This window comes from Acidovorax sp. Root70, assembly GCF_001428225.1.
In the GTDB taxonomy this organism is placed as follows: domain Bacteria; phylum Pseudomonadota; class Gammaproteobacteria; order Burkholderiales; family Burkholderiaceae_C; genus Acidovorax.
In genome coordinates this window covers 24,729-36,917 of record NZ_LMHQ01000030.1, presented here as the reverse complement: position 1 = coordinate 36,917, position 12,189 = coordinate 24,729, and the positions used below count along the sequence as shown (strand labels likewise).

17 protein-coding genes and 1 tRNA gene are annotated in these 12,189 nt (G+C 62.2%); 14 read left to right on the top strand and 4 right to left on the bottom strand.

The annotated features are described in order from the left end of the window. The first annotated feature begins 138 nt into the window (after positions 1-138). From mobB to moaD, 3 genes are read left to right on the top strand one after another with little or no spacing between them, the layout of a single operon-like run. The gene (gene mobB / locus ASD94_RS18600; RefSeq protein ID WP_056646100.1) at positions 139-708 is read left to right on the top strand and encodes a molybdopterin-guanine dinucleotide biosynthesis protein B; all 570 of its coding nucleotides are present in this window, start codon (positions 139-141) and stop codon (positions 706-708) included. Beyond that, positions 693-1,955, top strand: a complete 1,263-nt coding sequence (gene glp, locus ASD94_RS18595) for a gephyrin-like molybdotransferase Glp (protein WP_056646097.1) — start codon at positions 693-695, stop codon at positions 1,953-1,955. Before mobB ends, glp begins: the two co-directional genes overlap by 16 nt. A gap of 5 nt (positions 1,956-1,960) precedes the next feature. After that, positions 1,961-2,212 (top strand): molybdopterin converting factor subunit 1, encoded by a 252-nt coding sequence (gene moaD, locus ASD94_RS18590; RefSeq protein WP_056646094.1) that lies wholly within the window; start codon positions 1,961-1,963, stop codon positions 2,210-2,212. Here the strand turns inward: moaD and dapA are convergent. The 3 genes from dapA to ASD94_RS18575 all read right to left on the bottom strand — a co-directional run bounded on the left by dapA (position 2,199) and on the right by ASD94_RS18575 (position 3,929). Continuing rightward, entirely contained in the window at positions 2,199-3,086 is an 888-nt protein-coding gene (gene dapA / locus ASD94_RS18585; protein WP_056646091.1) for a 4-hydroxy-tetrahydrodipicolinate synthase, read from the bottom strand. The two genes, moaD and dapA, sit on opposite strands and share 14 nt — an antisense overlap. Positions 3,087-3,334: 248 nt before the next feature. Further along, positions 3,335-3,667 carry a hypothetical protein gene (locus ASD94_RS18580; RefSeq protein ID WP_056646089.1) on the bottom strand — a complete coding sequence of 111 codons (333 nt, stop codon included), beginning with the start codon at positions 3,665-3,667 and terminating at the stop codon, positions 3,335-3,337. A 7-nt stretch (positions 3,668-3,674) separates the two neighbouring features. Beyond that, on the bottom strand, positions 3,675-3,929 hold the full coding sequence (locus ASD94_RS18575; protein WP_056646086.1) for a hypothetical protein: 255 nt from the start codon (positions 3,927-3,929) through the stop codon (positions 3,675-3,677). Between the two features lie 87 nt (positions 3,930-4,016). Here ASD94_RS18575 and ASD94_RS18570 point away from each other — a divergent pair, with 87 nt between their 5' ends. Beyond that, a complete protein-coding gene (locus ASD94_RS18570) occupies positions 4,017-4,247 on the top strand; it encodes a hypothetical protein (RefSeq protein ID WP_056646083.1) in 231 nt (76 codons plus the stop codon). A gap of 48 nt (positions 4,248-4,295) precedes the next feature. Next, positions 4,296-4,772, top strand: coding sequence for a molybdenum cofactor biosynthesis protein MoaE (locus ASD94_RS18565; RefSeq protein WP_056646081.1), 477 nt, complete (start codon positions 4,296-4,298; stop codon positions 4,770-4,772). 96 nt (positions 4,773-4,868) lie between these two features. Here ASD94_RS18565 and ASD94_RS23380 read toward each other — a convergent pair whose 3' ends face one another. Next, the gene (locus tag ASD94_RS23380; protein WP_235510708.1) at positions 4,869-5,171 is read right to left on the bottom strand and encodes a hypothetical protein; all 303 of its coding nucleotides are present in this window, start codon (positions 5,169-5,171) and stop codon (positions 4,869-4,871) included. 294 nt (positions 5,172-5,465) lie between these two features. On the opposite strand from ASD94_RS23380, the gene rpsO reads away from it, so the two are divergent. The 9 genes from rpsO to ASD94_RS18520 all read left to right on the top strand — a co-directional run bounded on the left by rpsO (position 5,466) and on the right by ASD94_RS18520 (position 12,183). Next, positions 5,466-5,732, top strand: coding sequence for a 30S ribosomal protein S15 (gene rpsO, locus ASD94_RS18560; protein ID WP_005793232.1), 267 nt, complete (start codon positions 5,466-5,468; stop codon positions 5,730-5,732). Between the two features lie 207 nt (positions 5,733-5,939). Beyond that, positions 5,940-8,183: a polyribonucleotide nucleotidyltransferase gene (gene pnp, locus ASD94_RS18555; protein ID WP_056646078.1), complete on the top strand. Its 2,244-nt coding sequence runs from the start codon at positions 5,940-5,942 to the stop codon at positions 8,181-8,183. A 95-nt stretch (positions 8,184-8,278) separates the two neighbouring features. Continuing rightward, complete coding sequence (locus ASD94_RS18550; protein ID WP_056646075.1) at positions 8,279-9,265, top strand: NAD(P)H-quinone oxidoreductase; 987 nt, start codon at positions 8,279-8,281, stop codon at positions 9,263-9,265. Positions 9,266-9,269: 4 nt separating this feature from the next. Further along, positions 9,270-10,019, top strand: a complete 750-nt coding sequence (tpiA, locus tag ASD94_RS18545; RefSeq protein ID WP_056646072.1) for a triose-phosphate isomerase — start codon at positions 9,270-9,272, stop codon at positions 10,017-10,019. A gap of 42 nt (positions 10,020-10,061) precedes the next feature. Further along, positions 10,062-10,427, top strand: coding sequence for a preprotein translocase subunit SecG (secG, locus tag ASD94_RS18540; RefSeq protein WP_056646069.1), 366 nt, complete (start codon positions 10,062-10,064; stop codon positions 10,425-10,427). Positions 10,428-10,542: 115 nt separating this feature from the next. After that, positions 10,543-10,627, top strand: a tRNA-Leu gene (locus ASD94_RS18535). A gap of 73 nt (positions 10,628-10,700) precedes the next feature. Next, positions 10,701-11,060, top strand: a complete 360-nt coding sequence (locus tag ASD94_RS18530; RefSeq protein WP_056061547.1) for an NADH-quinone oxidoreductase subunit A — start codon at positions 10,701-10,703, stop codon at positions 11,058-11,060. A gap of 24 nt (positions 11,061-11,084) precedes the next feature. Further along, positions 11,085-11,564, top strand: a complete 480-nt coding sequence (locus ASD94_RS18525) for an NADH-quinone oxidoreductase subunit B family protein (RefSeq protein ID WP_007849129.1) — start codon at positions 11,085-11,087, stop codon at positions 11,562-11,564. A 10-nt stretch (positions 11,565-11,574) separates the two neighbouring features. Beyond that, positions 11,575-12,183 (top strand): NADH-quinone oxidoreductase subunit C, encoded by a 609-nt coding sequence (locus ASD94_RS18520; protein WP_056646593.1) that lies wholly within the window; start codon positions 11,575-11,577, stop codon positions 12,181-12,183. The last annotated feature ends 6 nt before the right edge of the window (positions 12,184-12,189 follow it).

Sequence of the window (12,189 nt, the reverse complement as noted above, 5' to 3'; positions counted from 1 at the left end):
CAGGGTCCAGGCCGACGCGAAGTGCCTGCAGGCACTTCGTGGGCCTGGGTGGCGCGGATTTGTGATCAAAATTGCCCCAAGCGCTAGTCTGATATGCGCTGAAAGCTATAAATAGCATAGCTAATCAAGGAGCGGTGGATGAAGGTTGTCGGTTTTGCGGGGTTCTCCGGCAGTGGCAAGACCACGCTGGTCGAGCAGTTGATCCCGGCGCTGCGGCTGCGGGGCCTGCGGGTATCGGTGGTCAAGCACGCGCACCACAGTTTTGATGTGGACCACCCGGGCAAGGACACGTACCGTCACCGCGAGGCAGGGGCTTTCGAGGTGGTTGCCGCATCGGACAAGCGCCTGATGCTGGTGCGCGAGTTCGAACAGCCCGCCACCCTCAGCGTGCACCATCTGCTGGCCGAGCTGTACCAGGGCGTGGACTGGGTGCTGGTGGAGGGCTTCAAGGACAGCGATCTGCTCAAGATCGAAGTCTGGCGAGCGCCCGAGCCGGGCCAGCTGGCCAAGGCCGTGCGCTATCCCGAAGACGACTTTGTGGTGGCCGTGGCCACCGACGCGCCCGACAGCCTGCCGGTGCCCACGCAACGGCCCGTACTGGACCTGAATGCGCCCGACCAGGTGGTGGACTGGCTCCTCCAGTACGAGCACCGCTTTGAATACAACTGGGAACTGCACGGAGGGTTGCTGCCATGCGCCCCGCAATGAAGCCCCTGAAGCCGCTGGACGAAGCGCTGCGAGACCTGCTGCTGCAGGCTGCGCCGCTGCAAGGCCTGGACACCGTCACGACTTTTGACGCCGACGGTCGCGTGCTGGCACAAAGCTGCGTGTCGGCGCTGCAGGTGCCACCGCAGGACAACAGCTCCATGGACGGCTACGCCGTGCGTTGCGCCGATGTGACGGCGGCGGGCGTGGTGCTGCCGGTGTCGCAGCGTATTGCTGCGGGCAGCGCAGGCGACCCGCTGTTGCCAGGCACGGCGGCGCGTATCTTCACCGGCGCGCCGGTGCCTGCAGGCGCCGATGCGATCCTGATGCAGGAAGACTGCGAAGCGCTTGCCGCCCCTGCGGCCGAAGATGGCCTGGGCTCGGTACGCATCAACGCCGTGCCCCAAGCAGGCCAGTGGGTCCGTAGCGCGGGTGAGGACATCACCCGAGGAGCGGTGGTGCTGTCCGCTGGCACGCGACTCACCCCCGCCGAGCTGGGCCTGGCGGCCAGCATCGGCCAACACCAGCTGCAGGTGGCGCGCCGCCCGCGCGTGGCGCTGTTCTCCACTGGTGATGAACTGGTCATGCCTGGCGAGGTGCCCCCCGAGCAGATGCGCCCCGGGGCCATCTACAACAGCAACCGCTTCTTCCTGCGCGCCATGCTGCTGCGCCTGGGCTGCGAGGTGACGGACTTTGGCATCGTGCCCGACCGGCGCGAGGCCACCATCGAGGCCTTGTGCGCGGCCAGCGCGGAGCATGACCTGATCCTGACCAGCGGCGGGGTGAGCGTGGGAGAGGAAGACCACATCAAGCCCGCGGTGGAATCGCTGGGGCGGCTCGACCTCTGGCAGATTGCGATGAAACCCGGCAAGCCGTTTGCCTACGGCCAGATCCCGCGTGAAGTCGGCGCCGCCCACTTCATGGGCCTGCCTGGCAACCCGGTGTCGAGCTTTCTGACCTTTGCCTTGTTGGTGCGACCGTTTGTGCTGCGGCTGCAGGGCGTTACCGAGGTGGCTCCTCAATCCACGGCTGCACGTGCAGATTTCACCTGGCCCAAGGCCGACAAACGCCGCGAGTTTCTGCGCGTGCGGCACAACGCGGCGGGCGGGCTGGACCTGTTCCATAACCAGAGCTCGGGCGTGCTCACATCGGCCGCCTGGGGCGACGGCGTGGTGGACAACCCGGCGGGGCAGACGATTGCGCCCGGCGATACGGTGCGTTTCATTGCGTTTTCGGAGTTGCTGGCATGACAGGCATGAAGATATCTGTGCGCTACTTTGCCTCGATCCGCGAGGCCATTGGGCAAGGCAGCGAGGCGGTCGAGACCTCTGCCACCACGCTGGGCGCACTGCGCGACGAACTCATCGCACGCGGTGGTGCCCATGCCAGCAGCCTGGCGCGGGGCCGTGCCGTGCGCATGGCGCTCAACCAGACCTTGAGCGAGGAAACCGCCACCCTGGCCGATGGGGCCGAGGTGGCTTTCTTCCCCCCGGTTACCGGGGGCTGAGCCCCGGCAGGGTTTGCAGGCGCTGCGTCAGGGCGGACGAGGCAGCCACCATCGGTGCGCGCAGTTCATTGCGCATCCAGCCCGCGTGTGCCAGTGCGGCCTTGAGCGGCGCGGGGTTGGGTTCGGCAAAGCAGGCCTCCACCCACGGTCGCAAGGTTTGCCACACGCGGCGGGCCTCGGGCAGGTTGCCCACACGCAGCAGATCCACCAGTTCCACAAAATGCGGCGCGTGCCAATGCGCGCTAGCGGCAATGGCGCCGTGGCCGCCCCATGCCAGGGTGCTGAACATTTGCGCATCCTCGCCCGCCAGCACGGCCAGGCGCCCGTCAGCAATCAACGCCTGCGTCTTGGCTGTGTCACCTCCACAGTCCTTGATGGCGCGGATGCGCGGGTGCTCGGCCAGGGCCAGCAGGGTGTCGGTGGTCAGCGTGGCGCCGGTGCGGTAGGGAATGTCATAAACGATCAATGGCACGGCGCTGGCATCGGCCAGCGTGCGGAACCAGTGCAGCAAGCCCTGCTGTGATGGGCGGATGTAGTGCGGTGGGGGCACGAGCAGCCCGGCCAGCGGGTGCTGCGCCAGAGCCGTCACCCATTCCGCCGTGTGGCCCATGTGGTAGCCCGACAGCCCCATCACCACCGGCAGGCCCTGCGCCGCGCCGAGCACGGTGTCCAGCACGGCCAGTTGCTCGGCCTCATCGAGCGCAGCGGCTTCGCCGGTGGAGCCACAGGCCACGAAGCCTGAGACACCTTGTCGGGCCAATGTGGTGGTCAAGGCCGCAAGGGCAGGGTGGTCCACGGCGCCGTCCTTGAACGGGGTGACCAGGGGAATCCAGAGACCCTGAAATGGGGCGAGGGAAGCAGAGGCTGCAGGCATGCGAAAAATCCTTGGAAGGTTCGACCGATGGAAGAACCGTCTCAGGTGCGCGCGCGGAGTGCCAAGATTCAAAAAAGGAGAGTTTTTGCCAAGGGTTCCGTCGCTCATCCGGGACGGAACCACACAGCTCCGGTCAGATGAGCTGGGGTTTTTTGGCTTTGACCACGCACTGCAATGCCAACGCGGGTGCGGTGGTCATGGCAAAGAGGCTGCGCGTGGTCATCGGCGGAGTATAGCGAAGCGTGCGTTCAGCTGGCCGGCCTGACTTCTGGCGCTACCAGCTCAGGACACGGCCAGTTCAGCAGCTCGGCCAGTCGGATGGTGATCCAGGTGGCCTCCGCCACTGGGACGCCCGATTCGGCGGTGCACAGGCCGGCGTGGATGCGCCGCAGGATTTCGGCTTCGGAAGGAGCCTGCACGTGGTAGAGCGTCTGCGCCTGCTCCACCAAGTGGCCGGCCAAGTCCTCGCACAGCTCGTAGCGGGTGCGCACGCCGTCTGCCTTTTCGGTCAGGCGCCCCCGTGCGTCGGTGTATACCGCCATGAAGGATGGCGGCACATGAATCTGGTTGTCGTCGTACATGGAGGTCTCAGTCCGGCGTGAATAGCCGCTCGAACTTGGTCTGGTCCGAGGCCAGCTCGAAGGTCACGACCTGACCCATTTTCATGTCCGACAGGCGGCACGCGCCAAACAAGGTGGTTTTTCCTGCCAGCTCCATCACATCCAGGTCGATGATGGCGTAGGGGTGAGGCACGAACACCTGGTGCTCGAACACGTCACGGACCATATTGCGTGGGGACGGGTAGAGCTTGTAGAGATCGGTCTGAATCGTTTGTGTGGCCATGGGCTTTGAGGGCTTGGAAGATCGCGGACAGGATCGCATGCGGGTACAGTGCGGGCGAATCGTACAGACAAACCTTTTTACCGATCTATGGCACGCAACAAAAGTGAATGGCCCGCCAAGGTGCTGGCGCTGGTCCGTGGCGGCAACCTTCCTGCCGCCATTGCACAGATCAAGGTGGCGCCCACCGTAGGTGACATCACGCGCCTGCAGACCCTTTTGTCCCAACTGCCCTCATCGCCCGCCCTGGCGCAGTTGAACAAGGTGGTGGAAGAAGAGCGCGCCCTGTTGGCCGCCCCACGGCTGCACCGCTCGCCCTGATGCGCCTTCGTGCCCGACGTTCACATGCCCCGCTGAGAGTTTTTTGCCATGACTTTGCCCCGCGTTTCCATCCAGACCGAAGACTTTGACCTCTCCGCTGAGATCGCAGCCCTGCGCCGCGAGAACAAGGGAGTGGGCGCCGTCTGCAGCTTTGTGGGTACCGTGCGTGATCGCAATGATGGCGACCAGGTGTCCTCCATGGAGCTGGAGCACTACCCCGGTATGACCGAAAAATCCATCGAAGCCATGGTGGACGAGGCCTTTCGGCGCTTCGATATTTTTGGCGCCCGCGTGATCCATCGTGTGGGGCTGCTGCAGCCTCTGGACCAGATCGTGCTGGTGGCGGTGACCAGTGCCCATCGGGGCCAGAGTTTTCAGGCCTGCGAGTTTTTGATGGATTACCTCAAGACCCAGGCGCCATTCTGGAAAAAAGAGGAAACAGCCCAGGGCGCCCGTTGGGTCGATGCGCGTGTGAGCGACGACGCGGCGCTGGCGCGCTGGGGAATCACTGTCACAAATGCCTGAACCAAGGGGCCGTCGTCGCATCGCACAGCCTCTGCGCGAAAGCCGAGGGTGGGACCCGGTCGTCACGACGCGCGGGCTGAGCGGCGGTGCGTTAGCTCACGGCTTTTGCGTATAACCCAGACAAGCGCCCGCGTTGGCGCGGCCCTTGCACTCCCGGTAAAGCCGGCGATCACGCTCGGAACGGCTTTCTTCTGAGGGGCTGCGTCCTTGTTTCACTTTGGTGGATTTCTTCTTTTTGCTGACTTCGCCGTGGGCGCTCCTGGTCGAGTCCTTGGTGGTGGCATGGCCCACCCCGGGTAGCGGCGCCAGGCATAACGTCAAAACCAGCAAGAGCAGTGGTGCCGTCCCCGTGCGACGCGCGGATGAGCGGGTGAACTGTTGACGTGGTGGAAATGGCATGGCGAGTTTTCTGGAATATTGCGTGGCCTGAAACTGGGGTGCCGCGCCATCTTAAGGCGCCCCGTGGCTGCCTGGGGGTCCATGCTCGTCGCACACACTGCAGCTGTGGGAAACCCGCGACGGCCTGCGGGCGCGCAGACAGGGCGCCGGCCGCGCCATCCGTGGTTTTGAGCGCTCGGGTTATAATCCGCAGGTTTTGCATGGTGCAAGACGCACGCCTGCGGCCGTTCCAGCTGCTGGCGCAAGTAAAACCATGGCCTTCCGCCTGCGGCAGGCCACATCCAAGGAAAAAACATGATCGCATCCTCCATCAAGGCCGAAGTCGTCAAGGCGAACGCCCGTGCTGCCAACGATACTGGTAGCCCAGAAGTGCAAGTGGCCCTGTTGACCGCTCGCATCAACGAACTGACTCCCCACTTCAAGACGCATGCCAAGGACCACCACGGTCGCCGTGGCCTGCTGCGCATGGTGAGCCGTCGTCGCAAGCTGCTGGACTACCTCAAGGCCAAGGACGCTGACCGTTACACCGCGCTGATCGCCAAGTTGGGTCTGCGCAAGTAATCTTCATTGCATGCCAAAACGCCTGGGTTAGTCCGCTAGCTCAGGCGTTTTTTACTTCGGAGCCGCAAAACAGAGCGAAGCTGTGTCATTCCAATGAAGTTGTTGCTACTGTACGGCGCAGCGCTTCCCTGGAATGGCATCGTGTTCTGAATTGCTCTCCAAGACAATCTGGTAGGGCACTACCAGCTATTAAATCAGGAGCTGAACATGAGCATTTTCAACAAAGTCACCAAGACCTTCCAATGGGGTGACAAGACCGTCATCATGGAAACGGGCGAGATCGCCCGCCAGGCCTCCGGCGCCGTGCTGGTGAACATTGACGACACCGTGGTGCTGGCCACCGTGGTGGCTTCCAAGTCCGCCAAGCCCGGTCAGGACTTCTTCCCCCTGACGGTGGACTACATCGAGAAGACGTACGCTGCCGGCAAGATCCCTGGTAGCTTCTTCAAGCGCGAAGCCAAGCCCAGCGAGCACGAAACCCTGACCAGCCGCCTGATCGACCGCCCGATCCGCCCGCTGTTCCCCGAAGGTTTCTTCAACGAAGTGCATGTGGTGATCCACACGGTGTCGCTGAATCCTGAAGTGGACGCTGACATCGCGGCCCTGATCGCTACCAGCGCAGCCCTGGCCGTCTCTGGCATTCCGTTCAACGGCCCCATTGGTGCCGCCCGCGTGGGTTACATCAACGGCGAATACGTGCTCAACCCCGGCCAGACTGCGCGCAAGAGCTCGCAGATGGATCTGGTGGTGGCGGGGACCGAGGCCGCTGTGCTGATGGTTGAATCCGAAGCCCAGCAGCTGTCCGAAGAAATCATGCTCGGCGCCGTGGTGTTCGGCCATGAGCAAGGCAACGTGGCCATCAACGCCATTCACGAACTGGTGCGCGATGCAGGCAAGCCTGTGTGGCAATGGGAAGCACCTGCCAAGGATGAAGCCCTGATCGCCAAGGTGGTGGCTCTGGCCGATGACAAGCTGCGCGCTGCCTACCAAATCCGCAACAAGCAAGCCCGCACCCAAGCGTGCCGTGAGGCCTATGCCGCTGTGATGGCTGGCCTCAAGGCCGACGGCGTGGAATTCGACTCCGTCAAGGTCGAAGGCATGCTGTTCGATATCGAAGCCGGTATCGTGCGCAGCCAGATTCTCGCCGGCGAGCCCCGCATTGATGGTCGCGACACACGCACCGTGCGCCCCATCGAGATCCGCAGCAGCGTGCTGCCCCGCGCCCACGGCTCGGCCCTGTTCACGCGCGGCGAAACCCAGGCGCTGGTCGTGACCACGCTGGGTACCGAGCGCGATGCGCAGCGCATTGATGCGCTGGCTGGCGAGTACGAAGACCGCTTCATGATGCACTACAACATGCCTCCCTTTGCCACCGGCGAAGTGGGCCGCATGGGCTCGACCAAGCGCCGCGAAATCGGCCACGGTCGCCTTGCCAAGCGCGCGCTGGTTGCTGTACTGCCAACCAAGGAAGAGTTCCCCTACACCATGCGTGTGGTGTCGGAAATCACCGAGTCCAACGGTTCTTCGTCGATGGCTTCGGTGTGCGGCGGCTGCCTGTCGCTGATGGACGCTGGCGTGCCCATGAAGGCGCATGTGGCGGGTATTGCGATGGGCCTGATCAAGGACGCCAGCCGCTTTGCCGTGCTGACCGACATTCTGGGTGACGAAGATCACCTGGGTGACATGGACTTCAAGGTGGCAGGTACCACGGGCGGTATCACGGCCCTGCAGATGGACATCAAGATCCAGGGCATCACCAAGGAAATCATGCAGGTGGCACTGGCCCAGGCCAAGGAAGCGCGCATGCACATCCTGGGCAAGATGCAAGAGGCCATGGGTGAGGCCAAGACCGAAGTGTCGAACTTCGCTCCCAAGCTGTACACCATGAAGATCAACCCCGAGAAGATCCGTGACGTGATCGGCAAGGGCGGCGCTGTCATCCGTGCGCTGACCGAAGAAACCGGCTGCCAGATCAACATCGAGGAAGACGGCACCATCACCATCGCGGCCACCGACGCTGCCAAGGCTGACGAAGCCAAGAAGCGTATCGAGCAGATCACCGCGGAAGTCGAGATCGGCAAGATCTACGAAGGCCCTGTGACCAAGATCCTCGATTTTGGCGCGCTGATCAACCTGCTGCCTGGCAAGGACGGCCTGCTGCACATCAGCCAGATCGCTCACGAGCGTGTCGAGAAGGTGTCCGACTACCTGACCGAAGGCCAGATCGTGAAGGTCAAGGTCATGGAAACCGACGAAAAGGGACGCGTCAAGCTGTCCATGAAGGTGTTGGCCGATCGCCCTGCAGGTGGTAGCGACCGTCCCGCGCCCGCAGAGCGTGGAGATCGCGAGCCACGCCGCGACCATGGCCGTGATGGTGGACGCCATTCCGCAGAGCAGCAACAGCAGCAGACCTTGCCTGCAGATGGTGCGCCTGCTCAGGTGAACGGCTAAATTGTTGATCTGCTATTGATTTGGTAGCTGCTGGTGCATATAAATCATGCGCTAGCGGTCCAAATCACCTCTATCCATCCCCGATGAACCCTGCTATGCATGCTGTCGAGATCACATCTTTTGGTGGGCCTGATGTGCTGCGTCTGGGCGAGCGCCCGGTGCCCGTGGCGGGTGCTGGTGAACTGCTGATCCGCGTCACGGCCAGTGGCATCAACCGACCGGACGTGTTGCAGCGCCTGGGTCACTATGCGCCGCCTCCTGGGACCTCGGATCTTCCGGGGCTGGAAGTCGCGGGTGTGGTCGAGTCGGGTGATGCGTCGGCCATGACAGAGGCGGGTATCCGTGTCGGTGACCGCGTTTGCGCGTTGGTGGCCGGCGGTGGGTACGCGCAATGGTGTGTTGCGCCGGTGGTGCAGTGCCTGCCGGTGCCCGAAGGCTTTAGTGATGTGGAGGCCGCCTCACTGCCTGAGACGTTCTTCACGGTGTGGAGCAATGTCTTTGACCGTGCCCGCCTGCAAGCGGGTGAGACACTGCTGGTGCAAGGTGGGACGAGTGGCATTGGTGTGACAGCCATCCAGCTGGCTCGCGCTTTTGGTGCCACCGTGATTGCCACGGCTGGTAGCGATGACAAGTGTGCAGCCTGCCTGACGCTGGGCGCACACCATGCCGTCAACTACAAGTCTCAGGACTTTGCGGCTGAGGCGAAGCGAATCACCGGAGGGCGTGGTGTTGACGTGGTGCTCGATATGGTCGCTGGTGACTATGTCGCTCGCGAGGTGGAGTGCCTGGCGGAGGATGGCCGTATCGTCATCATCGCCGTGCAAGGGGGAGTGCAAAGTGGCTTCAATGCCGGGCTGGTGCTGCGCAAGCGGCTCACCATCACGGGGTCTACCTTGCGTCCGCGTCCCGTGGCTTTCAAGGGAGCGATTGCACGGGCACTGCGTGAGCATGTCTGGCCCCTGTTGGCTGCTGGCAAGGTGCGGCCGGTCATTCATAGCACGTTTGCTGCTGCCGACGCTGCCCAAGCGCACGCTTTGATGGAATCCAACCAGCACATCGGCAAGATTGTTTTGACCTGGTAATCACATGAGCAACAAGAAAAAACTCATCGCGGGCAACTGGAAGATGAATGGCAACCTGGCTGCCAACGAGGCCTTGTTGAAGGCCTTGATTGCAGGTGTGGCGGATGTGGCTTGCGATGTGGCCGTCGCAGTGCCCATGCCTTACCTCGCACAGGTGCAGGCGCTGACGCTTGGCACCGCGATTGCGGTGGCGGCGCAAGATGTGTCTTCGCACGAGATGGGGGCCTACACGGGTGAGGTGTCGGTGGGCATGCTGAAGGATTTTGGTGTGCAGTACGCTTTGGTGGGGCACTCGGAGCGTCGTCAGTACCATGGCGAGACGGATGGGGTCGTGGCTGAGAAGGCTCAGCGCGTATTGGCGGCAGGCGTAACCCCCGTGGTCTGTGTGGGTGAGACGCTGCAAGAGCGCGAAGCAGGGCTGACCGAGGCAGTGGTCAAGCGGCAACTCGCGGCGGTGATTCATCTCAACGGCCACTGCATCAGCGAAATCGTGGTGGCTTATGAGCCTGTATGGGCGATCGGCACGGGGCGCACGGCGTCGCCGGAGCAGGCGCAGGCCGTGCATGCGGTGCTGCGCACCCAGCTTGCTGCGGCGAGCGAGCATGCCGACCGCATCCGGTTGCTGTACGGCGGCAGCATGAACGCCGCTAATGCGGCTCAACTGCTGGCGCAACCCGATATCGACGGCGGTCTGGTCGGCGGTGCCTCGCTGAAGGCGCCCGACTTTCTACAAATCATCGCAGCGGCCCGTTGAGGCGGCTGCGAAGCAAATAATTCAATCAGGAGTGAACAGAGAATGAACGTGATCGTGAATGTGATTCTGGCGGTGCAGATGTTGGCGGCCTTGGCCATGATTGGCCTGATCCTGATCCAGCATGGCAAGGGTGCTGACATGGGGGCGGCCTTTGGCAGCGGTAGTTCGGGCAGTCTCTTCGGTGCCAGCGGAAGTGCCAATTTCCTGTCGCGCACAACGGCCGTGTTGGCTGCTGTGTTCTTTGTTTCGACGCTCGCGTTGGCCTATTTTGGTAACTCGCGTCCCGTCAGTTCGGGCAGCGTTCTTGAAACGCCTGCGGCTGCTGTACCTGCGGGCGCGCCCGCCTCTGAGGCTGCAGTGGCGCCTGCTGCTCCTGCCTCCGGTGCAGCGCAGATTCCGACCAAATAATTGAACTGAATTTCGGCCTGATGGGCCGAAGCAGGGTTTTTCCGGAGTAGAATTCTGGATTGTCTGGAAAGCGAAAAGCCGTAAGGTTCCTCATGCCATCCAGATGCAAAAATCAGCCGTCGTGGTGAAATTGGTAGACACGCTATCTTGAGGGGGTAGTGGCGAAAGCTGTGCGAGTTCGAGTCTCGCCGACGGCACCAAAACAAAGGCCTGCCTGCATGACCCGGCTTGGGTCCTGACGGGCAAGGCCACAGCGGTGAGCACATCCTCAAGATGAACCTCGATCAGTACCTCCCCGTCCTTTTGTTCATCTTGGTCGGCATCGCCGTTGGCGTTGTCCCCCTCGTACTCGGCTACATACTGGGTCCCAATCGCCCAGATGCCGCAAAGAACTCCCCCTACGAATGTGGCTTTGAAGCCTTCGAGGATGCGCGCATGAAATTCGATGTGCGCTACTACCTCGTGGCCATTCTCTTCATTCTGTTCGACCTCGAAATCGCATTCCTTTTCCCTTGGGCAGTGACGCTGCACGAGGTGGGTGTGGCTGGTTTTGTGGCGGTCGTGATTTTCCTGGCCATCCTGGTCGTGGGTTTTGCCTACGAGTGGAAAAAGGGTGCCCTGGATTGGGAATGAGCGGACTTCAACAAGGACAATGCAATGATTGAAGGCGTGATGAAGGAAGGCTTCATCACCACGAGCTATGACTCTGTGGTGAATTGGGCCAAGACCGGTTCTCTGTGGCCGATGACGTTTGGTCTGGCCTGCTGTGCTGTCGAGATGATGCACGCTGCAGCTGCCCGGTATGACATTGGCCGTTTTGGTGCGGAAGTGTTTCGTGCCAGCCCCCGTCAGTCCGATCTGATGATCGTGGCGGGCACGCTGTGCAACAAGATGGCACCTGCGCTGCGTAAGGTGTACGACCAGATGTCCGAGCCGCGCTGGGTCTTGTCGATGGGCTCGTGTGCCAATGGCGGTGGTTACTATCACTACAGCTATTCGGTGGTGCGCGGTTGTGATCGCATCGTGCCTGTGGATGTCTACGTGCCCGGCTGCCCCCCAACGGCAGAAGCCCTGATCTACGGGATCATTCAGCTGCAGCAGAAGATCCGCCGCACCAATACCATTGCTCGCGTCTGAAGGGTTGATGATGACAGCTGTTGCCATTCGGCCTGAAAAGCTCAAGGACAATATCTCTGCGGCGCTGGGTGCCAAGGTGCGCCAGATCTCTGTAGCCCTCGATGAAGTGACTGTGGTCGTTGCTCCTGCGGACTACCTGGACGCCATGCTTCTGTTGCGTGACGCGGAGGGTTGCCGTTTCGAGCAATTGATCGATTTGTGCGGCGTGGACTATTCCGCGTACGGCGATGCAGTCCACGAAGGTGCTCGCTACTGCGTGGTGTCTCATCTGTTGTCTGTCAGCCTGAATCAGCGCGTGCGTGTGAAGGTCTTCTGCCAGGATGATGATTTCCCGGTGGTTTCCTCGGTGTCCGAGTTGTGGAATTCTGCCAACTGGTATGAGCGGGAAGCGTTCGACCTGTTTGGCATCGTGTTTGACGGTCATAACGACCTGCGCCGCATTCTCACCGACTACGGATTCATCGGTCACCCTTTCCGCAAGGACTTCCCATTGTCCGGTCATGTCGAAATGCGGTACGACGCCGAGCAGCGCCGCGTGGTGTACGAGCCCGTGTCCATCGAGCCGCGTGAGATCACGCCGCGCATCATCCGCGAAGACAAGTACGGAGGCCTGCACTGAGCCGCT

Excerpts from the sequence above, each read along its gene's own strand:
- mobB (WP_056646100.1), top strand. The coding sequence starts at position 139 with ATGAAGGTTGTCGGTTTTGCGGGGTTCTCCGGCAGTGGCAAGACCACG.
- glp (WP_056646097.1), top strand. The coding sequence starts at position 693 with ATGCGCCCCGCAATGAAGCCCCTGAAGCCGCTGGACGAAGCGCTGCGA.
- moaD (WP_056646094.1), top strand. The coding sequence starts at position 1,961 with ATGAAGATATCTGTGCGCTACTTTGCCTCGATCCGCGAGGCCATTGGG.
- dapA (WP_056646091.1), bottom strand. The coding sequence starts at position 3,086 with ATGCCTGCAGCCTCTGCTTCCCTCGCCCCATTTCAGGGTCTCTGGATT.
- ASD94_RS18580 (WP_056646089.1), bottom strand. The coding sequence starts at position 3,667 with ATGTACGACGACAACCAGATTCATGTGCCGCCATCCTTCATGGCGGTA.
- ASD94_RS18575 (WP_056646086.1), bottom strand. The coding sequence starts at position 3,929 with ATGGCCACACAAACGATTCAGACCGATCTCTACAAGCTCTACCCGTCC.
- ASD94_RS18570 (WP_056646083.1), top strand. The coding sequence starts at position 4,017 with ATGGCACGCAACAAAAGTGAATGGCCCGCCAAGGTGCTGGCGCTGGTC.
- ASD94_RS18565 (WP_056646081.1), top strand. The coding sequence starts at position 4,296 with ATGACTTTGCCCCGCGTTTCCATCCAGACCGAAGACTTTGACCTCTCC.
- ASD94_RS23380 (WP_235510708.1), bottom strand. The coding sequence starts at position 5,171 with ATGCCATTTCCACCACGTCAACAGTTCACCCGCTCATCCGCGCGTCGC.
- rpsO (WP_005793232.1), top strand. The coding sequence starts at position 5,466 with ATGATCGCATCCTCCATCAAGGCCGAAGTCGTCAAGGCGAACGCCCGT.
- pnp (WP_056646078.1), top strand. The coding sequence starts at position 5,940 with ATGAGCATTTTCAACAAAGTCACCAAGACCTTCCAATGGGGTGACAAG.
- ASD94_RS18550 (WP_056646075.1), top strand. The coding sequence starts at position 8,279 with ATGCATGCTGTCGAGATCACATCTTTTGGTGGGCCTGATGTGCTGCGT.
- tpiA (WP_056646072.1), top strand. The coding sequence starts at position 9,270 with ATGAGCAACAAGAAAAAACTCATCGCGGGCAACTGGAAGATGAATGGC.
- secG (WP_056646069.1), top strand. The coding sequence starts at position 10,062 with ATGAACGTGATCGTGAATGTGATTCTGGCGGTGCAGATGTTGGCGGCC.
- ASD94_RS18530 (WP_056061547.1), top strand. The coding sequence starts at position 10,701 with ATGAACCTCGATCAGTACCTCCCCGTCCTTTTGTTCATCTTGGTCGGC.
- ASD94_RS18525 (WP_007849129.1), top strand. The coding sequence starts at position 11,085 with ATGATTGAAGGCGTGATGAAGGAAGGCTTCATCACCACGAGCTATGAC.
- ASD94_RS18520 (WP_056646593.1), top strand. The coding sequence starts at position 11,575 with ATGACAGCTGTTGCCATTCGGCCTGAAAAGCTCAAGGACAATATCTCT.